Raw genomic sequence first — 26,857 nt, 5'->3', positions numbered from 1 at the left:
GGATCGCGTATATTAGCAGGTTTGTTGAGGCGACCCGACGGTGACTCGGCGGTCGAGGAACCAGACGGATCGAACGCACGATGGTTAAATCAAAGCTTGGTTGGCAGCTTGGCAAGTGCGGCGTCCTGATGGCTGTTCTCCTCGCCGGCGGCTCGTCCGGGTTTTGTGCCGAGGACTTCGTGTACGTCGTTCGCCCGGGCGACAATCCCTGGAATCTCACCCAGCGCTATCTGAAGAGCATTCGTCTCTGGCCTGCCCTGCAGGAATACAACCAGATCACTGAGGCGAACAGCATCATCCCGGGCCAGCGGCTGCGCATTCCGGTAGCATGGTTACGGCCGACTTCCGTGGTTGCGCGAATCGTCGATCTGCGCGGGGCGGCCGAAATGGTGCGCGGTGAAGAGCGCCTCGCGCTGAGAACCGGCATGGCGGTGACGCTCGGAGCGAGCGTGCGGACGGGGCCCGAGAGCAGCCTGGCGATCGAGTACCCCGATGGCAGCCGCAGCCTGCTTGGACCCGATTCCGAGTTGCGCCTGGTCAACCTCGCGCGCTTACCCGTCGCTGCGGCGCAGCAGGTGCGTATCGATCTGCGCCGCGGCCGGCTCGAAAATGCCGTTCAACGGCAGCCGAGCAACGGCGGCGGGCGTTTCGTCATCGACACGCCCGCCGCCGTTGCCGCCGTGCGCGGCACTCGTTTCCGCATCGTCGCGCACGACGACGCGCTGCGCGCGGAAACGCTGGAGGGTTCGGTGCTGCTCGCCAACCGCGCTGGCCGGGCGGTGGTCGGTGACGGCCGGGGTTCTCTGGCCCACGCGGGGCGCCCGCCAGCCCGACCAGTGGCGCTGCTCGCCGCACCGCAGCTCGACCAAATGCCCGAGCGCCTCGATCGTCTGCCGCTGCAGTTCGCCTTCCCAGCGGTCACCGGAGCCTTATATTATCGGACGCAACTGGCGCCGCTGCCCGGGTTTTCGGCCGTCGCCTCGGATCGCGTGAGCCAGGCACCGCGCGCGACGAGTTCGGCTGACCTGGCCAATGGCAGCTACCTCGTACGCGTTCGGGCGATCGATGCGAACGGGCTCGAAGGGCTTGATGCCAACCGCCAGGTCGTCATTCATGCGCGCCCCGAACCGCCGATGTTGCGCCAGCCGGCGCCGGACGGAATCGTCGTCGACGAGCGTCCGGCGTTTCTCTGGAGCGAAGGCAGCGCGCCGGGCGACTATCGTTTCCAGCTCGCCAGCAATGCGCAATTTGCGCCATTGCTGGTCGATGTCGGGGAGATCGCCAGACCACCTTTCGTCGCGCCGCACGCCTTGCCGCTGGGCCAGTACTACTGGCGCGTGGCACGGCGTACGCCAGTCGATGGCGAAGGGCCGTTTTCGGACGCGCAGCCTTTTCGCCGGCTGCCCGCGAGTCCGACCGTCGATGCTCCTCAGCAGGCGGGCAATCGGCTCAATTTGCGCTGGCGGGCCGGTGCACCCGACGAACGCTATCAGCTTCAATTGAGCCCTGACCAGGCGTTTGCCAGCGAGGTGATCGAGGCTGAAACAAGCCAGCCGGTACTATCGATCGACAAGCCCGCGGCGGGCGTCTACTTCGTCCGTGTGCGGACGCTCGCGCCGGGTCAGCCGGCAAGCCCATGGGGCGAAACGCAGAGGGTCGAGGTCACTCGCAACTACTGGCCTATCCTGCTGATGGTTGCCGCGACCCTGCTGATCGTTTTTTGATGGGGCGTCGGTCGCGTGACTGGCTCGGGCACCGGGTCGGCTGGCTGATCATCATCGTACTCGCCGGATTGGCTGATTTCGCGCAAGTCGTGCCGCTGCAACGGCTCAACCTGATGCTCTACGACGCGCTCGAACCCTTGGTCCGGGCACCCGGTCCGCCGCCGCAGGTCGCCGTCGTCGCCATCGATGAACGCAGCCTGCACGCGCTCGGCGCTTGGCCATGGCCGCGCAGTGTGCACGCCGAAGTGATCGACCGCCTCACCGAAGCGCAGGTGGCGGCCATCGGCATCGCCATTCTCTTCCCGGAAACGGCGCCCGGCGACGAACGCCTGGCTGCCGCGCTGGCTCGCTCCGGGCGCGGCGTGCTGGCGCTGGCGCCGGCCGGGGTGGACAGCGGTCGGGCCGGCGTCAGCGCCATCCTGCCCGCGATCGAATTGATCAACCACGCTGCGCTCGGCCATGTCGATGTCGAAGTCGATGCCGATGGACTGGTGCGGCGCATCTTCCGGCGCGCCGGTCTCGCCGGGCCGGAGTGGCGCGCGCTGGCGGTCGCGGTGCGCGAGGTGGCCGCTGCCAGCAGCGAAACGACGACCGCGCAGGCCGCCCCAGGCAATCCGTCGGGCGGGCGTGTTGCGCCCTACTGGGTGCGCGAGGATGAGTTGCTGCTGCCCACGCCGGAACGCGCGGGAAGCTTGCCGACGATCTCCGCTTTCGACCTCCTGAACCGCACCGACAGCATTGCCGGATTGCGCGGCAAGGCGGTCTTTGTTGGCACGACGGCAATCGGTCTGGCCGCCCCTCTGACCACGCCGAGCGCCGGCGGCCCGATGACTGCGGTAGAGTTTCATGCCCGCGCGTACGAGGCGCTGCGTAGCGGCCAGGTTTATCAGACGGTGCAGCCGCTCTTCACGCTGCTGTTTACCGTGTGCATCCTCGCTTTCGCCCCGTTCATCCAGGCCTTGCGCAATACCCGGTCGGTGCGCATGACCAGTTTGCTCATCCTTGTGCCGCCCATGGCGAGCGCCGCGATTCTCACCGCGGGCCAGTTCTGGGTTCCGCCGGCGGCAGCGATGATCGGTCTGGCGGCGGGTATGCTGTGGTCGCTGTCGCTGCACTTGAAACGCACCCGTCGCTCGCTGCTGCGCGCCCGCCTGAACGCCGATGCTACGCTCCACTCGATCGCCGAAGCGGTGTTGACGGTCGATGGCAACGGGCGGGTCGTCTACCTCAACCCGGTGGCCGAACAGTTGGCCGGGGTCGAGCTGGGCGCGGTCCGCGGACAGACCTTGCGCGACTTTCTTGCTGCCTGCTCGGACGATGCTCAGCGGGTCAGCGAGATGCTGGCCAACTGCCGCGACACGTGCAGCACGGTACGGATCAGCGAACCGCTCTCCTGGCGTTCGCCGGACGGGCAGACTTGCGCCTTGCGCGCGACGCTGGCGCCGATCGGCAACGGCCAGCAGGGCGTTGTGCTGGTGCTCAACGATGTGACCGACGCGCTGGCCTTCACCTCGCGCCTGGAACATCAGGCGACGCACGATCCCCTGACCGGTCTGCCTAACCGTACGCTCCTGATCGACCGCCTGCGGCGAACGCTGACGCGTTCGCGGCGCTCGGGGAAAATGGTCGCCGTCCTTTTCGTCGACCTCGACCGCTTCAAGCGGATCAACGACAGTCTCGGGCATCCGACCGGCGATCACGTACTGAAAGTGGTCGCCGACCGTTTGGCAAATGCGGTTCGCGCAGAGGATACGGTCGCGCGCTGGGGTGGCGACGAGTTCATCGTTCTCGTCGATGGCGCCAACGACCGCGCCGCGATTACCGCCGTGGCAACCAAGATCCACGAACTGCTGGAGCGCGAGGTGGCAAGCGAGGACGACGACGGGCTGGTCGTTTCGGGCAGCATTGGCGTGAGCATTGGCCCACAGGACAGCAACGACGCTGATCATCTGCTGTCGATGGCGGACAAGGCGATGTATCGGGTCAAGCGTACCGGCGGCGATGGCTTCGCCTTCTATTCGGCCGAGATGAACACCTGGTCGCGCGAGCGTCTGGCGGTCGAAACGGCTTTGCGCCGGGCGCTGGTCAATCGGGAGTTCGAACTGCACTATCAACCGCAGATCGAGGTAGGCAGCGGGCGTCTGGTCGGGCTCGAGTCGCTCATCCGCTGGCGTCAGCCGGGCCTTGGCCTGATTCGGCCGGAAGCCTTCATTCCGGCGGCCGAGGAAAGTGGCTTGATCCGCAGCATTGGCGAGTGGGTGATCCAGGAAGCGGCATCGCAGGTCGCGCGCTGGGCCGCTGAAGGACGGCAAGTAGTTCCGGTGGCGGTGAATGTTTCGGCGCGGCAGTGTTCCGACATGGCGATCGTCGAGGTCATCGGCCAGGCGCTGGCGGCGAGCCGGATCAGCCCGGCCAGCCTGAAGATCGAAGTGACCGAATCGACCGCGATGCACAACGTCGACTTCGTCGCCACGCTTCTGACGAGCATTGCCCGCCTGGGGGTCGCAGTGGCCGTGGACGACTTTGGCACCGGCTACTCGTCGCTCTCGTGCCTGAAGCGTTTCCCAATCTCGGAACTGAAGATCGACCGCAGCTTCGTCGCCGGGATCGCCCATCGCAGCGACGACGCAGCAATCGTACGCGGTACGATCGCCCTGGCGCACGGCATGGGCATGACGGTGGTTGCCGAGGGCGTCGAGCACGAAGCACAGCTCGCCTTTCTTGCCGGACATGGCTGTGACAGTGCGCAGGGCTACCATTTTGCACGACCACTGGCGGCCGACGAGGTCAGAGGCTGGATGCGCCTCGCCACGCCGCGCACCGGCGAGGGCAGCGAGTAGGCCCGCGATCGACGCGTAGCGCTGAGCGCATCACGATGGGCCTCGCGGCCGCCAGCGCGCTTCGCCAAAGGCACCCGGCGGCGACTCGAACGGGCGACTAGTGGAGCGGGATGTCAGCTCGTTGACGCTTGTCGATCGAGGCACCTATACTGCGCCGCCTGGCGGCGGACTTGCTTCCCCGATTCTCCCCCCTCCTGCACTGCGCAGGTTAGCCGACGCCGCGCTGCGGCGACCCATCATGGACGAAACGAAGCTGATCAGGATCCGCGGGGCGCGCACACATAACCTGAAGAATATCAATCTTGACCTGCCGCGCAACCGCTTGGTCGTGATTACCGGTCTGTCAGGCTCGGGCAAGTCGTCGCTCGCCTTCGACACGCTTTACGCGGAAGGGCAGCGGCGCTACGTCGAGTCCTTGTCAGCTTACGCCCGGCAGTTCCTCCAGCGCATGGAAAAGCCGGATGTCGATCTGATCGAAGGCCTCTCACCGGCCATCTCGATCGAGCAGAAAGCGACCAGCCATAACCCGCGTTCGACGGTCGGCACGGTGACCGAGATTCACGATTACCTGCGCCTGCTCTACGCGCGCGCCGGTACGCCCTACTGCCCTGAGCACCAACAGCCGCTTGCCGCGCAAACCGTTGCGCAAATGGTCGACCACGTTCTGGCGCTGCCCGAGGGTTCGCGGATGATGATCCTGGCCCCGGTCGTCGCCAACCGCAAGGGCGAACAGATCGAGCTGTTCGCCGAACTGCGCGCGCAGGGCTTCGTTCGCCTGCGCATCGACGGCGGGATTTACGAAATGGACGCGCTGCCGAAGCTCGCCAGGACGCAAAAACACAGCGTCGATGTCGTCGTCGATCGCCTGCGCGTGCGCGACGACATGCGCCAGCGCCTGGCCGAGTCGTTCGAGACCGCTTTGCGTCAGGCCGACGGACGCGCCATCGCACTGGAGATGGACAGCGCGCACGAACACCTGTTCTCCGCCCGTTTCGCCTGTCCGGCGTGCACCTACTCGCTGTCCGAACTCGAACCGCGCATCTTCTCGTTCAACAGCCCGCTCGGCGCCTGCCCGAAATGCGATGGACTCGGCGTCATCCAGTTCTTCGACCCGCAGCGCATCGTTGTGCATCCCGAACTGTCGCTCGCCGCCGGCGCAATCCGCGGCTGGGATCGGCGCACACCGTTCTACTTCCAGATGCTCTGCTCGCTCGCCGAGCACTACGGTGTTGCTGTAGACACGCCGTTTCGCGACTTGCCGGAAAACTTCCGGCAAGTCATCCTCTACGGTTCCGGGCGCGAGGAGCTGCCCTTTCGCTATGTGAACGAGCGTGGCCAGACGAGCGTCCGCCGGCACAGCTTCGAAGGCATCGTCGTCAACCTCGAACGGCGCTACCGCGAGACCGATTCGCACAGCGTGCGTGAGGATCTGGCGCGCCTGATCAGCAATCGGGTCTGCCCGGCATGCGCCGGCAGCCGCCTGCGCGAAGAAGCGCGCAATGTGCGCGTCGGCACGCGCGACAAGGCGCGCACCTTGCACGAAATCAGCCGTCTGCCGCTGGCCGAAGCGCGCGGCTATTTTCTCGCCTTGCAGCTCCCGGGCAACAAGGCGCAGATCGCCGAGAAGGTGCTGAAGGAAATCGTCAGTCGCCTGCAGTTTCTGATCGACGTCGGACTCGACTACCTGTCGCTCGACCGTTCGGCCGAAACGCTGTCCGGCGGCGAGGCACAGCGCATCCGGCTCGCCTCACAGATCGGTTCCGGCCTGACCGGTGTCATGTACGTCCTCGACGAACCGTCGATCGGCCTGCACCAGCGCGACAACGCCCGCCTGCTGAAGACGCTGCAGCATCTGCGCGACATCGGCAACACGGTGATCGTCGTCGAGCACGACGAGGACGCGATCCGCCACGCCGACCATGTGGTCGACATCGGGCCGGGCGCCGGCGTGCACGGCGGCTTCATCGTTGCCGAGGGCAGCCCGCAGGCGATCATCGGCAACCCGGCTTCGCTGACTGGCGATTACCTCGCCGGCCGGCGCCAGATCAGCCCGCGTGAACAGCGCCGGCCGCCGCAGGCGGACAGGATGCTGACGATCGTCGGAGCGCGCGGCAACAACCTGAAGAACGTCACGGTCGCCCTGCCGCTCGGTCTGTTCACCTGCGTTACCGGCGTCTCCGGTTCGGGCAAGTCGACCCTGATCAACGACACGCTTTACGCCGCCGCCGCGCGCCGTCTCTATGGCTCGACCGGGGAACCCGCTGCGCACGACGAAATTGTCGGCCTCGAGCAGTTCGACAAGGTGATCAACGTCGATCAGAGCCCGATCGGGCGCACGCCGCGCTCCAACCCGGCGACCTACACCGGCCTGCTGACGCCGATTCGGGAACTCTTTGCCGGCGTCCCCGAAGCGCGCTCCCGCGGCTACGCAGCCGGGCGCTTTTCCTTCAACGTCAAGGGCGGACGCTGCGAGGCTTGCCAGGGCGACGGTGTCCTCAAGGTGGAAATGCACTTTCTGCCAGACGTTTATGTGCCCTGCGACGTTTGCCGGGGCAAACGCTACAACCGCGAAACGCTGGAGGTCAGGTACAAGGGAGAGAACATCCACGATGTGCTGCAGATGACGGTCGAAGCGGCGCACGTTTTCTTCGCCGCCGTGCCGGTCGTCGCACGCAAGCTGCAGACCCTGGTCGATGTCGGCCTGAGCTACATCACGCTCGGTCAGGCGGCGACCACGCTCTCCGGCGGCGAAGCGCAACGCGTCAAGCTGGCGCTCGAACTGTCCAAGCGCGACACCGGCAAGACGCTCTACATTCTCGACGAGCCGACCACCGGTCTGCACTTCCAGGATATCGAAATGTTATTGCGGGTTCTCCATCGTCTGGTCGATCATGGCAACACGGTCGTCGTCATCGAGCACAACCTCGATGTCGTGAAGACCGCCGACTGGTTGATCGACCTTGGCCCGGACGGCGGCGACGGCGGCGGTCGCCTGCTCGCCGCGGGCACGCCCGAGCAGATTGCGCGCATTGCCGAAAGCCACAGCGGTCGCTTCCTGGCGCCGCTCTTGGCGCGGCGCTGAGCGCGCCGAGGACTGGCTTGCTGCAGCGCGGAAAAATTCTGCTGACCCGTCCAATTCCATGCCAGAATTTGCGTTTTGCGTGTTTCGCTTCCTTTGCCGCCCCTGGAATGCCAGAATTGAAGGTTTGCAGGGCACTCAACCACCACAGGAGACATCATGAACAAATCTGAATTGATCGACGCGATTGCGGCCCGCACTGAACTCTCCAAGGCAACCTGTGCGAAAGCTCTGGACGCGGTGGTCGACACGATTGTCGACGCAGTTGCCGAGGGCGAGACCGTCACGCTGGTGGGTTTTGGCTCGTTCAGAGCGAGCGGGCGCGCCGCGCGCGAGGGGAAGAACCCGAAGACCGGCGCCAAGATCATGATTCCGCAGACAACGGTACCCAAGTTCACGGCGGGTGCCGGCTTCAAGACCAGAGTTGCCGGGAAGGACGAGTAGTTCAGCCGTGCGCGTCTACGCCTCCGGCGACGCCAGATTTCCCGTCCCGCAGTCCCGGCGGCAGCAACGGAAAGTCATTCGGGATATTCTTGCCCAGCCTCTGGCGGCAAGCTTGCGCCGCCCGCTCGGGTGGTTTCCAGCGCCGACGAAGTCGTTCTCCTGATCTGTCGTCGGCGCTGGCTCTTGCGCGCCAAAGCTACGCCCTTCTTCTCCCCGCGCACCTCGTTGCTGCCTGACCCCGTCTTCCGCTTTTTGCCGGCCAACTGCCGAGCATCGGTCACCTTCGCGCCGACCGGCGTTTCTACTCGGGCAGCAGCAGGTGGAAAGCCGCGCCACCCGAGTTGGCCAGTTCGACGCGACCATGCCGCTCGCCGTTGCAATGCAGGGCAGCCACGCGGTCGGCGAGGTACAGGCCGAGGCCGGTCCCTTCCCGGCTGAGCGGCCAACTGCCGGCGGCGCGAGCGAGGATTTGCGGCGGGTAGCCGGGCCCGTCGTCGCGCACGCCGAGGTCCAGCCAGCCGGCGCGCGTGCGCGCAGCGATGATGACCTCGCGGCGGGCGTAGCGCAGCGCGTTGTAGATCGCGTCGCGGATAACCATGCGAATCAGGTGTTCGTCGTAAAACCAGAGTTCGGGCGCGCTCTCGAGTTCGGCGCTGATGGTCAAGGCTGTCTGCTGGCGGACTTCGGCGACCAGCTCGGCGACCAGATCGGCCGGTGTGCACGCCTCGATGTCGGCTGTCAGTTGCCCTTTCTCGGCCTTGTAGCAAGCGAGCAGGCGGCTGAGGGTGGCGGCCGCCTCCAGCGCGTCGCGCAGCGTCTCGCGATCGCCTCTGGCTTCCGCGCGCGCGGCAAGAATGGCCAGACGGTTCTTGACGCCATGCACGGTAAGTGCCGCGAGGTCGACGAACTCCATGCCTAGTCGCTGCGCGCGTACTTGCTGCGGACTTGCTCGACCAGCGCGGCGATCTCGGCCAGCTTCGGGTGGTTTGGCTGCTGCGCCTGAACGGCTTGCTGAAAAGCCTGCGCCGAGCGCAGTTTTTCGCTGTCGAGCCCGTTGCGGAAAATGTCGAGATAGACGACGAGCGCCGCGTTGGCCATGATTTGCAGATTGGTCGGCAGACGATGTGCAGCCTCGCAGAGCATTTCGCCCGCCGCTGCAACATCGCCTGCCTTGGCGCGGCGCACCGCTTCGTTGTTGAGCTGGACAATCTCGCGAATGCTCTCAGCAACGAGTTGCTCGGCCAGATCGGGCGCGCCGTTGTCGCGGAGGACGGCGGTGATTCGTTCGTGCAGTTGCTTTGCCTCCGGATTTCCCTGCACAAGCCGGCGCAGGATACCCTGCGCCGAGTCTTGCCGGCCCGCCAGCAGGCACGCGCGCGCAAGGTTCAGCGCGGCGTCGTCGGTGAGCGCCGCCGGGTCCGCCTGGAGTGCGCGTTCAAGTGCGGCGGCGGCTTTTTCAGCGTTTCCCGCCTTTTTCTGGGCAATCGCTTCGACCGCCGCCAGCAGCGGATCGGCGGCAGCTTCCTTGCCAGTTGCACGCGCTTCTTCGAGCAGGTCAACCGCCTTGCCAGCCTCGCCCATTTCACAGTAAGCGTTGCCGAGGCGGGCGAAGTCTGCCGTTTCGCGTAGCGGTGAGTGGCGGGTCTTCCTGATCACCTGGCCAAGCGCCTGTTCGACGCGCGCGAAGTCGCCCTTCTGCTCGGCGACCGCGGCGATCGAGCGCTGGCGGGCAAGCGAATTTGGTGCGACGCGGCACGCCTTGTCGAGGATCTCGATTGCCGCGTCGGTGTTGCCACTGTCCTGATGCAGTTTGCCGAGCAGATCGTACGCGGCGGTCAGCTTGGGCGCTGCGTCGATCAACTCGCCGAGAACCTGCTTCGCCGCTTCAGCGCTGCCCTGTTGCTGCAGCGCACGCGCCAGACCGAGTTTCGCCCAGGGCAGCGGCCGCATGCTGAGAACCTGGCGGTAGAAGGCGATCGCGTTGTCCGCCTGCCGGGCCTGAACCAGCGCGTTGCCCTTGATGCGCAGGGCGTCGACCAGGTAGCGGTCGCGCGCGGCGATGATTTCGTCGCAGGCACTGGCAGCGCCGATCCAGTTGCCGGCATCCTGCAACTGGTCGATACGCGCCAGGCGGCGCTTGCGCTCAAGCAGGCGCTCGAGGCGCTGGCGCAGTGCATCGGCGGTAAACGGTTTGAGCAGATAGTCGTCGGGCAGGCATTCGGCAGCAGTAACGACGCTTTCATAGCCTTTTTCAGCCGTGACCATGATGAACAGCACGCCGCGCCCGATGATCCGGCGGGTGCGCAGGTACTCGAGGAACTGCTGACCATCGGTGCCGCCGCCGAGATAGAAATCGCAGAGGATCACGTCCACGCTGCCGACGCTGAGTTTCTGCAGGGCGTCGCGCACCGACGCGGCGGTCGTTACCTGCTCGCAGCCCAGGCTGCCGACCTGGCTGCGCAACGAACTGCGCATTTCCGCCTGGTCGTCGAGGATCAGGAAGCGCTTGTCGCTGTACGGGGTCTGCTGGGCCATGTGCGCGCGCATCTACGCTGGGAAGCAAGGGGGCTGGCGGTGGACGAGGCGAATCAGGCGCAGTCCGTACCTTTCCTGCACTGCTCGTCGTTGTCTGTACCGGTCATGGATCAATTATAAGCGCAATCGGACGCCGTACCGCTGGCACTGGCAGCGCTACGGGCTGCCGGGTTCTGCCGGTAGAAAGCGGTGAGTTGGGCGTAAAGCGCAGGATATTCGGCGCGCAGGACGAGCGGTGTTTCGAAAAAAGCCTCGCTCATGACGGCGAAGAACTCGCCGCGGTTTTCCGCCGCGTAGGCGTCGAACGGCAGCTCGGCGACGTTGTCCCGAACCGCCTCGACGCGTGCCGCGAAGTCTTCGTAGGCGGCAAGCAAGACGCCTTCCCATTCGGCGCGTGGCAGACCGGCGGGCAGCGGTGGAACGCCATCGGCTTCGCCGCTCAGCATGTCGAGCTTGTGCGCGAACTCGTGGATGACGACGTTGTAACCGCTGCCAGCCATCTGTGCGTCGCGCCAGGAAATCAGCAGCGGGCCACCGCTCCAGGCTTCACCCGAAGCACGTTCGTCGTACTCGTGAACGACGCCGAATTCATCTTCGATGCTGCGCGGGATGACGAATTCATCGGGATAGACGATCATCCCGACCCAGCCGCGGTAGTAGTCCAGGCCGAGTTCGAGGATCGGCAGGCAGCCTTGCGCAGCGATCGAGACGCACATCTCGTCGTTGAGGACGACGCCGCCGACCGGTGTGAATTCCTTTTTCGAGAGGAATTCACGCGCCAGCCGACGCAAGCGCGCCTGCTCTTCGGCGCTCAATGCGGCGAGGAAGGGCAGCGAGCCGACGACGCGCTGCCAGACGCCGTCAGGGATGGGGGCGGTGAGCGGGCGGTTGCGCCACCAGGCAAGAAGCTTATCGATCATCGGCGTTTCGTCTGGGGAAAAATCGTCGTCAGATAGATTCCAATGAAAATCAAGGCGATGCCGACGGCGTGGTAGGCTTGCGGGAGTTCGCCCAGAAAGATCGCGGAAAGGACGGTGCCAAACACCGGCATCAGGTGCAGGAAAAGGCTGGCCCGATTGGCACCCACTTCGCCCACCGCACGGTTGTAGAAGACATAGCCGAGAAAGCCGGGAAAGATTCCGGTGTAGGCAATGCCGGCGAGCGATCCGGCAGAGACGACGATCGTCCGCCCCTGGGCAAGCTCCCAGGCATAGGCCGGAGCGAGGAGGCACAGGCCGACGCCGGTCAGGGCGGCGAGCAGCAGCATCGGGTCTACCCCGGCCGGGCGCCACTGCAGGCCGATGGTGTAGAGTGCCCAGGTGAAGACCGCGCCCAGCATCCACAAGTCGCCGACGTTCGGGCTCAGTGTGGCGAGCGTCTGCAGGTCGCCGCGACAGACGATGCTGGTGACGCCGACGAACGAGACCAGGACGCCAAGCCATTCGACGCGCTGCAGGCGCTTCTTCAGCAGCGCCCAGGAGAGGGTGATCGTGGCGATCGGGATGAACGAGTTGATCAGGACGGCGTTGGTCGCCGGCGTGTAGTTGAGACCGATATAGGCCAGCGTGTTGTAGCCGCCGACGCCGAGCAGGCCGAGGATGACGACCGCCGGCCAGGCGTGGCGCAACAGCGGCCACTGCTGCCGCAAGTGCGGCAAGGCAAGCGGCAGGACGAGCAGGAAAGCGATTGCCCAACGCCAGAAGGCGAGGGTGAGCGGCGGCACCTGGCCGCGCAGGGCTCGCCCGAGCACCATGTTGCCCGACCAGAAGAGCGTCGTCAGCGCGAGCAACAAGTAAGGGTGACGCAAGCGGTCGAGCATCGTGGGTGGCCGGCAGGCAGAGGCGGCAAAGGGCGCATTATGCCTGAGCGGGGTGCCGGAAAACGCCGGCAGCGAAGCGCGCGCCACCGACGGCCGGGCGTTTATGGATTGCTCTGGGTCAGAATATAACGCTTGCCGAGCCCGTATAATCGTCCAATGGTCTCCGTTACGCACTCGGTCGCCGCGCAGAGCGACCTTGAACACTCTCTCCAGACACTCGCCGAAGGACTGGCGGCGGACGACGTAGCCCGCTTGCGCCAGGCGGTCGACCTGGCGCAAGCGGTGTACGACGACCGTCGCCTGGGAAGCGATGAGGGAGTCTGGGATCACGCACTGGGGATGGCGCTGATCGTCGCCGGCCTGAAGCTCGACGCCGATGCACGTGTCGCCGCCTTGCTCTTTGCCGTACCGGCCTGGCTCGAACGTGGCGTGGCGTTGCTCGAAGCGGATTTCGGTAGCGGCGTCGCCCGACTGGTCGACGGGATCTCGCGGCTCAACCGGCTGCGGCCGATTGCGCGCGGCTTCGCCGCGCAAGCGGCGACGAGTAGCGAGAAGAACGCGCAGGAAACGAAGGCGCAGGTCGAGATTCTACGCAAGATGCTGCTCGCTACCGTCGAGGATATTCGCGTCGTCCTCCTCCGCCTGGCTTCGCGAACGCAGACCTTGCGCCACTTTGCCGCCGAACCCGACGACTTGCGCGTACCGGTTGCGCGCGAGACGCTCGAGCTCTATTCGCCGCTGGCCAACCGGCTCGGCGTCTGGGAGCTGAAGTGGGAACTGGAAGACCTGGCCTTCCGTTTCCTCCACCCCGAGATCTACAAGGACATTGCCCGTCATCTGGACGAGAAGCGCGGCGAGCGCGAACTCTTCATCAGCCAAGCGACCAATCGCCTGAAAAGCGAGCTGGCCGCGGCCGGCGTGCTGAACGCCGAGGTGTCTGGCCGCCCGAAGCACATCTACAGCATCTGGAACAAGATGCGCCGCAAGGCGGTCGATTTCTCACAGGTATACGATGTGCGGGCGCTGCGCGTGATCGTCGACGAGGTCAAGGACTGCTACACGGCGCTCAGCATCGTGCACCACATCTGGTCGCCGATCGCCCACGAGTTCGACGACTATATCGCGCATCCGAAGGGCAACGACTACCGCTCGCTGCACACCGCGGTGCATTGCCCGGACGGTCGCGCGCTGGAGGTTCAGATTCGCACGCGCGACATGCATCGGCACGCCGAACTTGGCGTCGCCGCGCACTGGCGTTACAAGGAAGGCGGGCGCGCGTCGCCCGAGGACCGTTACGACGAGAAGATCGCAAGGCTGCGACAGTTGATCGTCTGGCGCGACGAGGTGGCCGATTCGTCGGACTGGATCAGACACTACAAGCAGGCAGCGTTCGACGAGACGGTCTACGTCCTTACCCCGCAGGGTCGGGTAATCGACCTGCCGCGGGGTGCAACGCCGGTCGATTTCGCTTACCGCGTGCATACCGACATCGGGCATCGCTGCCGCGGCGCCAAGGTAGACGGCGCACTCGTTCCGCTCAATACACAACTGGCCACCGGACAGCGCGTCGAGATCGTCCTCGCCAAGTATGGCGGACCCTCACGCGATTGGCTCAACCCGCAGCTTGGCTATCTGTTCACGCATCGCTCGCGGGTCAAGGTACGCCAGTGGTTTGCCGCCGTGGCGCAGGAAGAGACGCTGGCCGAAGGCCGCGCCATCGTCGGCCGCGAGCTGCAGCGCCTGGGCCAGAGCGGATTCAGCATCGACGACCTGGCAACGCGGCTCGGCTTTGCCCAGGCGGACGACCTGTTCATTGCCCTGGCGCGCGCCAAGGTCAGCCTGCGCCAGTTGCAGGCCGCACTGCGCGGCGGCGAGACGGCGCCCGAGGAGCAGGCGGCCGACGAACTGGCGGTGCGCGAGCAGCGCGACAGCGATGTGGCCGAGAAGGGCATACTGATCGTCGGCGTCGATCGCCTGCTGACCCAACTCGCGCGCTGCTGCAAACCGGTGCCGCCCGACCCGATCGTCGGCTTCGTCACGCGCGGGCGCGGCGTTTCGGTGCACCGCGTCGACTGCAGCAACTTCGAGAACATGCGCAACATGCACCCGGAACGCGTCATCGAGACGAGTTGGGGAACCAAGGCCGACGGCGTATTTGCGGTCGATATCGTGATCGAAGCGCGCGACCGGCAAGGGCTGCTGCGCGATGTCTCCGATGTGCTGTCGCGCGAGAAGATCAACCTGATTGCGGTCAACACGCTCTCGCGCCAGGGCCAGGCCCGCATGGGCTTTACCGCCGAAGTCGGCAGCATCGCCCAGCTCAACCGTACGCTGGCCTTGCTGCACGAGGTTCCCGGCGTCGTCGAGGTACGCCGCGCCTGACTCTTCCATCGTTCAGGCGGCGCGACGACAAGCATGCAACGATCTGCGCCTGGAAAGACGAGCCGCAATCCGCGGCTGGACGTTCGCGCTTCTCGACCCCGCTTGTCGTGCGAAGGTGGCCTGGCGTCGTGTTCGCCGTGCACGACGGTGAAGAGCGTCGCCCACACGTGCGTGCGCACATCTCCCCGTATGCCGGCGTCACGCCAACAGAGGGGTCGTGGTCTCGCTGTTCCAGCCAGCGCCGAACACGGCGCGTAACAGCGCGCCGCTTGCTTGCGGGAAGGCGATCGAAGCACGCCGAGTGCATGGACCACGCCTGGAACGTAGGGCGAGGCTAGGGGTTTCCGCGGAAGTCGCCTCGACACCTGCTCTCGCAGTTGAGCACCGCTGATGCGAGCCCGGCGCGGGCTCCACCAGACGCCCTGCGTGACCCGTCTTGCCCCGCCCGGAAATACATAGGCCTATTATCTTATTGGCGGAAGCTCAGGGATTCGAACCCTGGATACCTTACGGTATGCCGGTTTTCAAGACCGGTGCAATCGACCACTCTGCCAAGCTTCCTGCAACCACTTTACGCTTCTCAAGGTCGGTGCAATCGACCATTCTGCTACGCTCGCGCCACGCGCTGATGGATCGCGCTGGTCTCGCTGCTGGCCTCGTGGCTGACCGTCGGGCGCGACGGATGATAGCATGAGATGCAGGAGCGGGCTCTCAGGCGTACCGCGCAGCAGCGCTGTTAGCCTCATCGAGCGACGATGGCGATTGAAACTTTTGCCGGAATTGGCTAGTCTTAGGGGCGTAATCGCACTTCCCTTGCACAGGAGGAACACCATGCAACCGCAGTATCAACCGTATCAAGTAAGCCATCAGTCAAGTCTGGATCTTGCCGTTCAGCGCAACAACGTGTTGCGCAATACATTCATGCTGCTCGCACTGAGCATGCTGCCGACGGTGATCGGCGCCGTCGCTGGCGTCCAGTTGAAGTTCTCCTTCCTCGCCGGCAGCCCGTTGATGTCCTTCCTGCTCTTCCTGGGCATCGCCTTCGGCTTCATGTGGGGAATCGAGCGGACGAAGAATAGCGGCATGGGCGTCGTGCTGCTGCTCGGCTTCACCTTCTTCATGGGGCTGATGCTTTCGCGCATCCTGCAGGTCGCGCTTGGCTTCAGCAATGGCGGTTCGCTGATCGCGATGGCAGCCGGCGGGACTGGCGTGATCTTCTTTGCGCTGGCCGGCGTGGCGACGGTGAGCAAGCGCGATTTCAGCTTTCTCGGCAAGTTCCTGTTCGTCGGCATGATCGTCGTTCTGCTCGCCGCGCTGGGCAACATCTTCTTCCAGATTCCGGCCCTGTCGCTGACCATTTCGGCGGTCGCCGTCCTGGTTTTCTCGGCGTACATTCTGTATGACATCAGCCGGATCGTTAACGGCGGCGAGGACAACTACATTTCGGCGACGCTGGCAGTCTATCTGGACATCTACAACGTCTTTGTCAGCTTGCTGAATTTGCTGATGTTCTTTAGCGGCGATCGCGACTGAACAAAGTCCGCTTGTGGACTTGCCGAAGGCGGCCGGATGGCCGCCTTTGTTTTTCGGCTGTTGCGCGAATTCTGCGCCGAGCACGCCCGCATTGCTCAGACGAGGAACAAGGCGGCCGCCACCTTGCGTCCTTCGCCGAGCAGGATGTTGTAGGTTCGGCAGGCTGCCTGGACATCCATCACTTCGAGTCCCTTGCGCTGCGCGATCAGCGGCTGCAGCAAGTCAGGCGGCGGAAAACGCAGTTGTTTGCCGGTGCCAAGAAGGACGATCTCGGCGTCGAGTCCGGCAAGGATTGCGCCGTCGGCGAGCGAAAAGGTAGCCGAGGTCGCACTGCTCCAGTCCGGCATCAGGTGCTCGGGCAGGACGAGCAGATTGCATCGATAGCGCACGCCGTTCACGCTGACATAGTCGTCGCCGTACGCGGTAAACGTGTTCAGGCCTTCCGGGCGGTCGAGTTGCAGCTTCATCAAAATTGCGGGACAGGAAACGTTAAAGTACGATTATAGCTTTTTGCCGGCGGCGCTTCGCTGATCCCCGCCAAGGTCGGCGCCGGTCGCCGTGACCGACCGGCGCCCGCCGCCGAGCACCGAATACGCTGCACGCCTTCCGAGTCCGCACCATGAAAGAGTTTTCCCGCATCAAGCGTCTGCCACCCTACGTCTTCAACATCACCGGTGAACTGAAGATGGCCGCCCGTCGCCGGGGCGAAGACATCATCGACCTGAGCATGGGCAACCCGGATGGTCCGACGCCGCAGCACATTACCGACAAGCTGGTCGAGGCGGCGTTGCGCGAAAACACGCATGGCTACTCGCTGTCGAAAGGCATTCCGCGCTTGCGGCGAGCGATTTGCGACTGGTATCAGCGGCGTTATGACGTGCGTTTCGATCCGGAAAGCGAGGCGGTGGTGACCATTGGCTCGAAGGAGGGGCTGGCGCACCTGATGCTGGCGACGCTCGATCGTGGCGACACGGTCCTGGTGCCGAACCCATCGTACCCGATTCACATTTACGGAGCGATCATCGCCGGCGCCGACGTGCGCGCCGTGCGCATGACGCCCGAGGTCGATTTCTTCGAGGAGGTCGAGCGCGCGATCCGCGAGTCGATCCCGAAACCGAAGATGATGATCCTGGGCTTTCCGAGCAACCCGACAGCACGCTGCGTCGACCTTGCTTTCTTCGAGCGCGTCGTGGCGATCGCCCGCCAGCACGATATTCTCCTGGTGCACGATCTGGCCTATGCTGACATCGTCTTTGACGGCTATCAGGCGCCGTCGATCATGCAGGTACCGGGTGCGCGCGAGATCGCCGTCGAGTTCTTCACGATGTCGAAGAGCTACAACATGGCCGGCTGGCGGGTGGGCTACATGGTCGGCAACGCCGATCTCTGCCATGCGCTGGTGCGCATCAAGAGCTATCACGATTACGGGACGTTCACACCGATCCAGGTGGCCTCGGTGATTGCCCTCGATGGGCCGCAGGACTGCGTCGCCGAAGTGCGCCAGACCTACCAGAACCGGCGCAACGTGCTCGCCAAGGGGCTGCACGAAGCGGGCTGGATGGTCGAGGTGCCGAAGGCGTCGATGTACATCTGGGCGAAGATTCCGCCCGCCTACGAGCAGATGGGCTCGCTTGATTTCGCGCGGAAACTGCTCGGCGAGGCGCGCGTCGCGGTGTCGCCCGGAATCGGCTTCGGCGAATACGGCGATGACCATGTCCGCTTTGCGCTGATCGAGAACGAGGAGCGCACGCGCCAGGCGGTTCGCGGGATCAAGGACATGTTCCGAAAAGACGGCTTGCTTTAGGAGCGGGACGATGAAGACGATACGCAAGTCAGCCAAGCTGGACAACGTCTGTTACGACATACGCGGCGCCGTTCTGCAGAAGGCGAAGCAGATGGAGGACGACGGTCATCACATCATCAAGCTCAACATCGGCAATCTGGCCGCATTCGGTTTTGACTCGCCGGAGGAAATCCAGCTCGACATGATTCGCAACCTGCCGGGAGCGGCGGGCTATTCCGATTCGAAAGGGATCTTCTCGGCGCGCAAGGCGGTGATGCACTACACGCAGCAAAAGCGTATCAAGGGCGTGACGCTGGAGGACATCTACATCGGCAACGGCGTCTCCGAGCTGATCGTCATGGCGATGAACGCCCTGCTCAACACCGGCGACGAGGTACTCGTACCGGCGCCGGACTATCCCTTGTGGACGGCCGCGGTCAGCCTGTCGAGCGGCACGCCGCGTCATTATCTGTGCGACGAGGCGAACGAGTGGCTGCCCGATCTGGACGATCTGCGCGCCAAGATCACGCCGCGTACGCGCGCGCTGGTGGTGATCAATCCGAACAATCCGACCGGTGCGCTCTATCCGGAAACGATGCTGCGCGAACTCGTCGACATTGCGCGCCAGCACAGCCTGATCATCTATTCGGACGAGGTCTATGACAAGGTGCTCTACGACGGTGCGCAGCACACGGCGATCGCGTCGCTCTCGTCGGACGTACTGACAGTGACCTTCAACGGCCTGTCCAAGAACTATCGCTCGTGCGGCTATCGCGCCGGCTGGATGGTCGTTTCGGGCGATTTGCGCGACGCGCGCGACTACATCGAAGGACTCGACATGTTGGCTTCGATGCGCCTGTGCTCGAACGTGCCGGCGCAGCATGCGATTCAGACGGCACTTGGCGGTTACCAGAGCATCGACGATCTGGTCGCGCCGGGCGGTCGCATGTGCCGCCAGCGTGACCTCGCCTACGAACTGATCACGGCCATTCCCGGGGTCAGTTGCGTCAAGCCGAAGGCGGCGCTGTACATGTTCCCGCGCCTTGATCGCGAACTTTACCCGATCGACGACGATCAGGAGTTCATGGCCGAACTGCTCGAGGCCGAGCGCGTCCTGCTCGTTCAGGGGAGTGGCTTCAACTGGCCGGCGCCGGACCATTTTCGCCTGGTCTTTCTCCCGCACGAGGACGATTTGCGCGATGCAATAGCGCGCTTGGCGCGCTTCCTCGCCGGCTATCGTCGTCGCTCGCAACAGAAGGTCGCGGCCGGCAGCTAGCCGCCCGGCCGACGCTCATCGATCTCCAATCTTGCCTTCCTTTGCCCAATGAAACCTATCAACGTTGGACTTCTCGGTATCGGCACCGTCGGTGGCGGCGTCTACGCGGTGCTCAAGAGAAACGCCGAAGAGATTACGCGGCGTGCCGGACGCCCCATCCGGATCAGCGTCGTCGCCGATCGCAACCTGGAACGGACGCACCGGCTGACCGCCGGCGAGTGTCGCGCCACCGATGATCCGCGTGCGCTGGTCAGTGATCCCGAGGTGGACATCGTCGTCGAGCTGTTCGGCGGCTATGATCAGGCAAGGGAGCTCGTCCTCCTGGCGATCGCCAACGGCAAACATGTGGTGACGGCGAACAAGGCGCTGCTCGCCAAGTACGGCAACGAGATCTTCGCCGCCGCCCAGGCGCGCGGCGTCATGGTCGCCTTCGAGGCGGCGGTTGCCGGCGGCATACCGATCATCAAGGCCTTGCGCGAGGGGCTGACGGCGAACCGGATCGAATGGATTGCCGGCATCATCAACGGCACGACCAATTTCATCCTCTCGGAAATGCGCGACAAGGGTCTCAGTTTCCCGGCCGTCCTGGCGCAAGCGCAGGAGCTGGGTTACGCCGAGGCTGATCCCACCGTGGACGTCGAGGGCATCGACGCGGCGCACAAGCTGAGCATCATGTCGGCGATTGCCTTCGGCAGTTCGATGGGTTTCGAGCGCGCGCACATCGAAGGTATCAGCCAGCTCGACGCGGTCGACATCAAGTACGCCGAACAACTCGGTTATCGCATCAAGCTGCTGGGCATCACCAAGCGCACCGACGCAGGCGTCGAACTGCGCGTCCATCCGACGCTGATTCCGGGCAAGCGCCTGATCGCCAACGTCGAAGGCGCGATGAATGCCGTTCTCGTCAAGGGTGACGCGGTCGGTGCGACGCTCTATTACGGCAAGGGCGCCGGCGCCGAACCCACCGCTTCGGCGGTCATCGCCGACCTGGTCGACGTGACCCGCATGCACACGGCCGACCCCGAACACCGCGTACCGCATCTCGCCTTCCAGCCCGGCGCCATGGTCGAACTGGCGATCCTGCCGATCGCCGAGGTGGTCACCAGCTATTACCTGCGCCTGCGCGTCGAAGACCGCCCGGGCGTGCTCGCCGAGGTGACGCGCATCCTGGCCGATCACGAGATTTCGATCGTCGCCATGTTTCAGCGCGAACCGAACGAAGGCGAGGAGCAGACCGACATCATCATGCTCACCCACCGCACGCGCGAGCGCCAGGTCGATGCGGCAATCGCCGGCATCGAGGCCTTGTCGGCCGTGCACGGAAAGATCATTCGCCTGCGCCTGGAAGAACTCCTGTAAGGGATCGGCAGCGCTGACCGGTAGCGGGCGCGGCGCGCAAAGCCCCTGCGCGCGCCGCTGACCTACCCGTCTCGGCCGCGCGTTGCGCCCGCTGGCGAACGAAAGCGCGCGATGAACTGGGCAACTTCCCGCCGACCAACGAAAACGCCGTAATGCCCTTCGCACAGGATGTCGGCCTCGAGCGCGGCCAGCTTGCCGAGCGAAGCCTGGTAATCGGCGCTGTTCGAGAGCAGCGACGGATGCAGTGGCCCATGCACGTCCTGCGCGAAGACGACGCGCTGTCCGGCTGACTCGACGAGGTAAGCGAGCGATCCCGGCGAATGGCCGGGAATGTGGATGGCGCGCAAGGCCCGCTCGCCGAGCCGAATTTCCTGGCCATCGACCAGCGGCAGATCGACCGCGCACGGCGTCAGTTCGTCGCCGTACCAGGCGGCGGCGCTGACGTCGTTGTCGCCCTTCGACAGGTAGGCGACTTCGTCAGTGTGCAGCGCGACGCGCCAGCCGAAGCGGCGGCGCAATGCGGCCGCACCTCCGGTGTGATCGTAGTGGCAGTGCGTCAGCAGGAGGAAATCGATCTCATCGGGCGCCACGCCGGCGGCTTCCAGGTTGAGCAGCAGCAGATCGCTGCCGCGTCCGCAGCCGGCGTCGATCAGCGCCGCACCACCGGAGACGGCGACCAGATAGATCGCCGCATCGTTGGCGTGCGTCAGCCCGGCGCCGCCGACCTGGTAAACCTCGGGAGTGATGCAGCGGATGCGCGGACTCATCGATTCATCGTCGGCACAAAGAGCGCGCTGAAGCGCTGGAACGCCGGCGGGCTAGGCGGATGCATCGAGTTCTCCCCAGGGCACGGCGAAGGCCATCACCTCGGCCAGCGACTGGGCGCCGACGGCGAGCATGATCAGCCGGTCGAGGCCGAGCGCGACGCCGCTGCAGTCCGGTAGTCCGGCGCTCAGCGCGGCGAGAAAGTCGCCGTCGAGCGCTACGGCGGGCAGACCCAGCGCCGCGCGCGTCTGCAGATCGGTGGCAAAGCGGGCCCGCTGTTCGTCGGCGTCGGCCAGTTCGTGGTAGCCGTTGGCCAGTTCGACGCCGGCAAAATACAACTCGAAGCGCGCGGCGACGAGTTCTCCGTCAGCGTCGCGGCGCAGGCGGGCGAGCGCCGCTTGCGAGGGCGGATAGTCGACGACGAAGCTGAGCACGTTGCGCCCGAGTTGCGGTTCGATCACCGCGCTCATCAGCAGTTCGAGCCAGGTATCGCGGTCGGCATCGTCGAACGCCAGGTCGAGGTGCTCGGCGGCGCTGCGCAGTGCGCTCAACTCGCAGCGCAGCGGGTCGAGTCCGAGGTAGCGCTGGAAAAGATCACGGTAGCGCTGGCGCTCGCTCGGCAAGTCGCCGAGCGCCAGGCGGGCGATCGACCCGACTTCATCGATCAGCCGTTCGAGCGAATACCCCAGGCGATACCATTCGAGCAAGGTGAACTCCGGCTGGTGTCGGCGGCCGTGCTCGTCGGCGCGAAAGACCCGGGCCAGTTGATAGATCGACCCGCTGCCGGCGGCGAGCAGCCGCTTCATCGCGTATTCCGGCGAGGTTTGCAGGTAGCCGTAGCCCGCGACGTACAGACTGTTGAGGTGCGGATCGCTGACCGTTGCCGAACCGATCTGCGGCGTCTCGACTTCGAGCACGCCCTGCGCGGCGAAATAGGCGCGGATGGCGCCAACGATCTGCGCCCGCCGGCGCAGGTTCGCCAGCGGCGCGGTCGGCCGCCAGCGCTGCGCCGCGGTCACGGTGCTGCCCCGCGCTGTCGCCTGCCGCATGTGTGCGGGAAAGGCAACGCGTTGCTGCCCGTGCTCAGCCCTTGACGCGCGAGACGTACTCCCCGGTGCGCGTGTCGCAACGAATGATCTCGCCCTGATTGACGAACAGCGGCACCTTGGCAACCGCGCCGGTCGACAGGCGCGCCGGCTTGGTGCCGCCGGTCGCCGTGTCACCGCGCACACCCGGCTCGGTCTCGACGATCTCCAGGTCGACGAAGTTCGGCGGCGTCACCGCCAGCGGTGCGCCGTTGAACAGCATCACCATGCACATGTCCTGTTCCTTGAGCCACAGCGCGGCGTCGCCGACGGTGGTCGAACTCGCCTGATGCTGCTCGAAGCTGTCCGGCTCCATGAAATGGAAGAACTCGCCGTCGTTGTACAGGTACTGCATTTCACGGTCGACGATGTCCGCCCCCTCGAGCGAGTCGCCCGACTTGAACGTCTTTTCGGATACGCGGTTGGTCTTCAGGTTGCGCAATTTGACGCGATTGAATGCCTGGCCCTTGCCCGGCTTGACGAATTCGTTTTCGAGGATGGTGCACGGTTCACCGTCCAGCATGACCTTCAGGCCGGATTTGAATTCGTTGGTAGAATAGCTCGCCATTGGATCCCCTCGTGAGGCGGTCAAGAGAAATGAAGGGCGCCATGATAGCGCGAAGCCCGACCGATTGGCACGCGAAAGACCGTCAGGACGAACCCTGGCAGCACGCCTTGCGCGAGGTCGTGACGAGCAGCGACGAGCTCCTCGCCCTGCTCGATCTGGCTGATGAAGCGCCCGCACTTGATCGCCGGCCGGCCTTTCCGTTGCGCGTACCGCGCAGCTTCGTCGCCCGCATGCGCCGCGGCGAGCGCGACGACCCCTTGCTGCGTCAGGTTCTGCCGGCGCTCGCCGAAACTCAGACGCAGCCCGGCTTCGTCGACGACCCGCTGGACGAAAGCGAAGCCAACAAGCTGCCCGGACTGATCCACAAGTATGCCGGCCGCGTCCTGCTCGTGCTCAGCGGGAACTGCGCGATCAACTGCCGTTACTGTTTCCGTCGTCACTTCCCCTACGCCGACAACCGGCCGCCGCGCGCCGAGTGGGCGCCGGTGTTCGACTACATCGAGCGCGATCCCTCGCTGCACGAAGTCATCCTGTCGGGCGGCGATCCGCTGTCATTGTCCGACCGGCGCCTGGCCGAAATGGTCGATCGTCTGGCAGCGATCGCCCATCTTCGCCGCCTGCGCGTGCATAGCCGCTTGCCGGTTGTCGTTCCGCAGCGCGTCACGCCAGCGCTCGTCGAGTTGCTCACCGGCAGCCGCCTGGCGACGAGTCTGGTCATCCACGCCAATCATCCGCGCGAAATCGACGAAACGGTCGGCGCTGCGCTGCGCCCGCTGCGCGCGGCCGGGCTCAGCCTGCTCAACCAGTCGGTCCTGCTCGCCGGCGTCAATGACCAGGCCGATACGCTGGCCGAATTGTCTGAACGTCTCTTCGCGGTCGGCGTTCTGCCCTACTACGTCCACCTGCTCGACCGGGTGAGCGGCGCCGCCCACTTCGACGTGCCTGAAGCGCACGCCCGCGCCCTGCATGCCGCGCTGCTGGCGCGTCTGCCCGGCTACCTCGTCCCACGCTTCGTGCGCGCGGTCGCGCATGCCGCGTCGAAAATCCCTCTCGGCCCAGCGCTCGCCCAGACGACCTGAGCGAAGGCCGGGCAGCCTGGCGCCGCCGTCTGCATCCATTCTCGCTGTCGCTGCGTATTCGAGCCTGAAGCGGGCGCGCATTGGGTGCGCCCGCGCTCAACCCAAGCCATCGGAGGTCCCCCATGCGCCACGCTCTCCCCTCGAAAATGCTTCCCCTGCTGCTTGCCGCGACGCTGACCGGTGCGGCGCACGCGGCGATGATCCTGCAACCCGACGAAAGCACCAGCGAGGACGTCTTCGTCTATGAATTCGGGATTCCCGGCACTTTCAACATCGCGACCGCAGCGCGCGTCACCAACCTCGACAGCCAGACGCTGAACGCGCTCACCCCGGCGCCGGCCGTTCCCTTCGGCAACTTCCTCGGGAGCAGCAACACGACGCCGCTGATCGGTGCGCTGGGCGAATCACGCGCGCACGACACCCGATCGCTGCTGCGCTTCGATCTCACCCCGCTTGCCTTGTCGGCCGGCCAGGTTGCCAGCGCCCAGCTCAAGCTGTTTGCCCTGCCCGGACTGCGCCCTTTCGACAACCCGACGAGCGCCAAACCGATCACCACCGAACTGCATCGCGTCACGCAGGCCTGGGGAGAAACGACGGTGACCTGGGAGACGCAACCGAGCGTCGCCGGTCCGTTCACGTCGGCCGTACAGGATGGCGTCAACCAATGGGTCAGTTTCGACGTGACGGGACTGGTCAAGGACTGGCTGTCCGACCCAAGCATGAATTTCGGCGTCGAACTGCTGCAGCCCGACATCGTTTTCGCCGACTCGGGCAAGCCGATCGCCTCGCTCTACGCCTCGTCGGCCGCCGCCGACGCGAGCCTGCGCCCCTTCCTTGAAATCGCCGCGGTGCCCGAACCCGCTACCGCTGCCTTGCTCGCGCTAGGCCTGGGCTTGGCCGGCTGGCGTCGGCGACAGCCGGCCTGAGGGCGGCGCCGCGCGCGGCGCTGCGGCAAATCACCGCCGGCGGCTCCCGCCGCCGAGGATCGAGCCGAGGACGCCGCGAATGATTTCGCGGCCGACCTGCGAGCCGATCGTCCGGGCGGCACTTTTCGCGGCGGTTTCGAGGACCGAGTCGGCGCGTCGGGCGCGGCCACCGCTGCCACCCGAGAAGAGGTCGCCCAGGCCACCCAGCCAGCCGCCGCCCGATTCGCTCGCCGGCGCTGTGTCGGCAGGCTTGCCGGAAGCGCCGTCGGCGCTTTTCGCGGCGGCTTCACCCTTCAGCTTTTCGTAGGCCGATTCGCGGTCGACGACCTTTTCGTAATGCCCGTAGATCGGCGAGCGCTTGATCACCGCCTGGCGCTCGGTGGCCGTCTGTGGGCCTATGCGCGTCGCCGGCGGGAGGACGAAAGCCCGTTCGACGACGTTCGGCCGTCCTTTCTCGTCGAGGAAGGAGACCAGCGCTTCGCCCACGCCGAGTTCGCTGATTGCCGCCTCCGCGTCGAACTTGGGATTTGCCCTTAGCGTCTGGGCGGCTGCCTTGACCGCCTTCTGGTCGCGCGGGGTGAACGCGCGCAGTGCGTGCTGGACGCGGTTGCCGAGCTGGCCGAGGACGGTGTCGGGAATGTCGAGCGGGTTCTGCGTGACGAAGTAGATGCCGACGCCTTTCGAACGGATCAGGCGGACGACCTGTTCGATCTTTTGCAGCAACGCGGCCGGGGCCTCGTTGAACAGCAGGTGCGCTTCGTCGAAGAAGAAGACGAGCTTCGGCTGGTCGAGATCACCGACCTCCGGCAGACGCTCGAAGAGCTCGGAGAGCAGCCAGAGGAGGAAGGTCGAGTAGAGGCGCGGCGAGTTCATCAACTGATCGCCCGCGAGGATATTGACCACGCCGGCCCCGTTCTCGGTCTGCAGCAGGTCGGCGATGTCGAGCATCGGTTCGGCGAAAAAGACCTCGCCGCCCTGTTCGCCGAGTGTCAGCAGGTTGCGCTGGATGGCGCCGATCGAGGCGGCCGAGACGTTGCCGTATTCGGTGGTAAACGACTTGGCGTTTTCGCCGACGTGCTGGACCATCGCACGCAGGTCCTTGAGGTCGAGCAGGAGCAGGCCCTGGTCGTCAGCGATCTTGAAGACGAGTTGGAGGACGCCTGCCTGCGTCTCGTTGAGGTTGAGCAAGCGGGCAAGGAGGACCGGCCCCATGTCCGAGATCGTTGCCCGCACCGGGTGGCCCTGGCTGCCGTAGACGTCCCAGAAAACGACTGGGCATGCTTTCGGCGCCCAGTCCTTCAGGCCGAGTGCGGCGAGGCGCGCCTGCATTTTCGGCGTCAGGCTGCCGGCTTCGGCGAGTCCCGAAAGATCACCCTTCACGTCGGCCATGAAGACCGGCACGCCGATGGCCGAGAAGCGTTCGGCGAGGACTTGCAGGGTGATCGTCTTGCCCGTTCCGGTGGCGCCGGTGATCAGGCCGTGCCGATTGGCCAGTGCCGGCAGCAGGACAAGGTCGGTATCTTGGTTCTTGGCAATCAGGAGGGGAGCGGTCATCTGTAACTCCGAGCAGCAGTCAAAGGAAGCAAAGTGTGGAAGACAGCACAGCGAAAAGGTGCCAGAAAGTTGGTCAATCGATCGGAAGTGCTAAAATGCGGCCTCA

Annotated in this window: 20 protein-coding genes and 1 tRNA gene; 11 read left to right on the top strand and 10 right to left on the bottom strand. The window is 65.2% G+C overall.

Annotated elements, in window-relative coordinates:
* Positions 1–80: 80 nt before the first annotated feature.
* The 4 genes from Q1L59_RS10415 (at position 81) to Q1L59_RS10400 (ending at position 8,087) form a co-directional block, all read left to right on the top strand.
* Entirely contained in the window at positions 81–1,724 is a 1,644-nt protein-coding gene (locus tag Q1L59_RS10415) for a FecR domain-containing protein (protein ID WP_300331880.1), read from the top strand.
* On the top strand, positions 1,724–4,564 hold the full coding sequence (locus Q1L59_RS10410) for an EAL domain-containing protein (RefSeq protein ID WP_300331877.1): 2,841 nt from the start codon (positions 1,724–1,726) through the stop codon (positions 4,562–4,564). The genes Q1L59_RS10415 and Q1L59_RS10410 overlap by 1 nt, the downstream gene beginning before the upstream one ends.
* Positions 4,565–4,802: 238 nt before the next feature.
* The gene (gene uvrA / locus Q1L59_RS10405) at positions 4,803–7,646 is read left to right on the top strand and encodes an excinuclease ABC subunit UvrA (protein WP_300331875.1); all 2,844 of its coding nucleotides are present in this window, start codon (positions 4,803–4,805) and stop codon (positions 7,644–7,646) included.
* A 156-nt stretch (positions 7,647–7,802) separates the two neighbouring features.
* Positions 7,803–8,087 carry an HU family DNA-binding protein gene (locus Q1L59_RS10400; RefSeq protein ID WP_300331872.1) on the top strand — a complete coding sequence of 95 codons (285 nt, stop codon included), beginning with the start codon at positions 7,803–7,805 and terminating at the stop codon, positions 8,085–8,087.
* 301 nt (positions 8,088–8,388) lie between these two features.
* Here Q1L59_RS10400 and Q1L59_RS10395 read toward each other — a convergent pair whose 3' ends face one another.
* The 4 genes from Q1L59_RS10395 to Q1L59_RS10380 form a co-directional block, all read right to left on the bottom strand.
* Positions 8,389–9,000, bottom strand: a complete 612-nt coding sequence (locus tag Q1L59_RS10395) for an ATP-binding protein (RefSeq protein WP_300331870.1) — start codon at positions 8,998–9,000, stop codon at positions 8,389–8,391.
* 2 nt (positions 9,001–9,002) lie between these two features.
* A complete protein-coding gene (locus tag Q1L59_RS10390) occupies positions 9,003–10,622 on the bottom strand; it encodes a response regulator (protein ID WP_300331867.1) in 1,620 nt (539 codons plus the stop codon).
* Between the two features lie 110 nt (positions 10,623–10,732).
* Entirely contained in the window at positions 10,733–11,542 is an 810-nt protein-coding gene (locus Q1L59_RS10385; protein WP_300331864.1) for a M90 family metallopeptidase, read from the bottom strand.
* On the bottom strand, positions 11,539–12,441 hold the full coding sequence (locus Q1L59_RS10380) for a DMT family transporter (RefSeq protein WP_300331861.1): 903 nt from the start codon (positions 12,439–12,441) through the stop codon (positions 11,539–11,541). The genes Q1L59_RS10385 and Q1L59_RS10380 overlap by 4 nt, the downstream gene beginning before the upstream one ends.
* A 156-nt stretch (positions 12,442–12,597) precedes the next feature.
* On the opposite strand from Q1L59_RS10380, the gene Q1L59_RS10375 reads away from it, so the two are divergent.
* On the top strand, positions 12,598–14,823 hold the full coding sequence (locus tag Q1L59_RS10375) for a bifunctional (p)ppGpp synthetase/guanosine-3',5'-bis(diphosphate) 3'-pyrophosphohydrolase (protein WP_300331858.1): 2,226 nt from the start codon (positions 12,598–12,600) through the stop codon (positions 14,821–14,823).
* 473 nt (positions 14,824–15,296) lie between these two features.
* Here Q1L59_RS10375 and Q1L59_RS10370 read toward each other — a convergent pair.
* Positions 15,297–15,384, bottom strand: a tRNA-Ser gene (locus tag Q1L59_RS10370).
* Positions 15,385–15,654: 270 nt separating this feature from the next.
* On the opposite strand from Q1L59_RS10370, the gene Q1L59_RS10365 reads away from it, so the two are divergent.
* On the top strand, positions 15,655–16,356 hold the full coding sequence (locus Q1L59_RS10365; RefSeq protein ID WP_300331855.1) for a Bax inhibitor-1/YccA family protein: 702 nt from the start codon (positions 15,655–15,657) through the stop codon (positions 16,354–16,356).
* Between the two features lie 95 nt (positions 16,357–16,451).
* Here Q1L59_RS10365 and Q1L59_RS10360 read toward each other — a convergent pair whose 3' ends face one another.
* A complete protein-coding gene (locus Q1L59_RS10360; protein ID WP_300331852.1) occupies positions 16,452–16,823 on the bottom strand; it encodes an Mth938-like domain-containing protein in 372 nt (123 codons plus the stop codon).
* A gap of 152 nt (positions 16,824–16,975) precedes the next feature.
* On the opposite strand from Q1L59_RS10360, the gene alaC reads away from it, so the two are divergent.
* From alaC to Q1L59_RS10345, 3 genes are read left to right on the top strand one after another with little or no spacing between them, the layout of a single operon-like run.
* Positions 16,976–18,160 carry an alanine transaminase gene (alaC, locus tag Q1L59_RS10355; protein ID WP_300331849.1) on the top strand — a complete coding sequence of 395 codons (1,185 nt, stop codon included), beginning with the start codon at positions 16,976–16,978 and terminating at the stop codon, positions 18,158–18,160.
* Positions 18,161–18,170: 10 nt separating this feature from the next.
* On the top strand, positions 18,171–19,415 hold the full coding sequence (locus Q1L59_RS10350) for a pyridoxal phosphate-dependent aminotransferase (protein WP_300331846.1): 1,245 nt from the start codon (positions 18,171–18,173) through the stop codon (positions 19,413–19,415).
* Between the two features lie 48 nt (positions 19,416–19,463).
* Positions 19,464–20,774 carry a homoserine dehydrogenase gene (locus Q1L59_RS10345; RefSeq protein ID WP_300331843.1) on the top strand — a complete coding sequence of 437 codons (1,311 nt, stop codon included), beginning with the start codon at positions 19,464–19,466 and terminating at the stop codon, positions 20,772–20,774.
* 62 nt (positions 20,775–20,836) lie between these two features.
* Here Q1L59_RS10345 and Q1L59_RS10340 read toward each other — a convergent pair whose 3' ends face one another.
* From Q1L59_RS10340 to efp, 3 genes are all read right to left on the bottom strand, one after another.
* A complete protein-coding gene (locus tag Q1L59_RS10340) occupies positions 20,837–21,541 on the bottom strand; it encodes an MBL fold metallo-hydrolase (RefSeq protein WP_300331840.1) in 705 nt (234 codons plus the stop codon).
* A gap of 51 nt (positions 21,542–21,592) precedes the next feature.
* Complete coding sequence (epmA, locus tag Q1L59_RS10335) at positions 21,593–22,558, bottom strand: EF-P lysine aminoacylase EpmA (protein WP_300331837.1); 966 nt, start codon at positions 22,556–22,558, stop codon at positions 21,593–21,595.
* A 64-nt stretch (positions 22,559–22,622) separates the two neighbouring features.
* Positions 22,623–23,192, bottom strand: a complete 570-nt coding sequence (gene efp / locus Q1L59_RS10330) for an elongation factor P (protein ID WP_300331834.1) — start codon at positions 23,190–23,192, stop codon at positions 22,623–22,625.
* 41 nt (positions 23,193–23,233) lie between these two features.
* Here efp and epmB point away from each other — a divergent pair, with 41 nt between their 5' ends.
* The gene (gene epmB / locus Q1L59_RS10325) at positions 23,234–24,271 is read left to right on the top strand and encodes an EF-P beta-lysylation protein EpmB (RefSeq protein ID WP_300331831.1); all 1,038 of its coding nucleotides are present in this window, start codon (positions 23,234–23,236) and stop codon (positions 24,269–24,271) included.
* Positions 24,272–24,393: 122 nt separating this feature from the next.
* Complete coding sequence (locus Q1L59_RS10320; RefSeq protein WP_300331828.1) at positions 24,394–25,197, top strand: DNRLRE domain-containing protein; 804 nt, start codon at positions 24,394–24,396, stop codon at positions 25,195–25,197.
* A gap of 30 nt (positions 25,198–25,227) precedes the next feature.
* On the opposite strand, the gene Q1L59_RS10315 is transcribed toward Q1L59_RS10320, so the two are convergent.
* Entirely contained in the window at positions 25,228–26,751 is a 1,524-nt protein-coding gene (locus Q1L59_RS10315) for a helicase HerA-like domain-containing protein (RefSeq protein WP_300331825.1), read from the bottom strand.
* Positions 26,752–26,857 lie beyond the last annotated feature (106 nt).

Origin of the sequence: Accumulibacter sp., from assembly GCF_029255125.1 — a bacterium.
In the GTDB taxonomy this organism is placed as follows: Bacteria; Pseudomonadota; Gammaproteobacteria; order Burkholderiales; family Rhodocyclaceae; genus Accumulibacter.
This window is presented reverse-complemented; position numbering and strand designations above follow the sequence as displayed.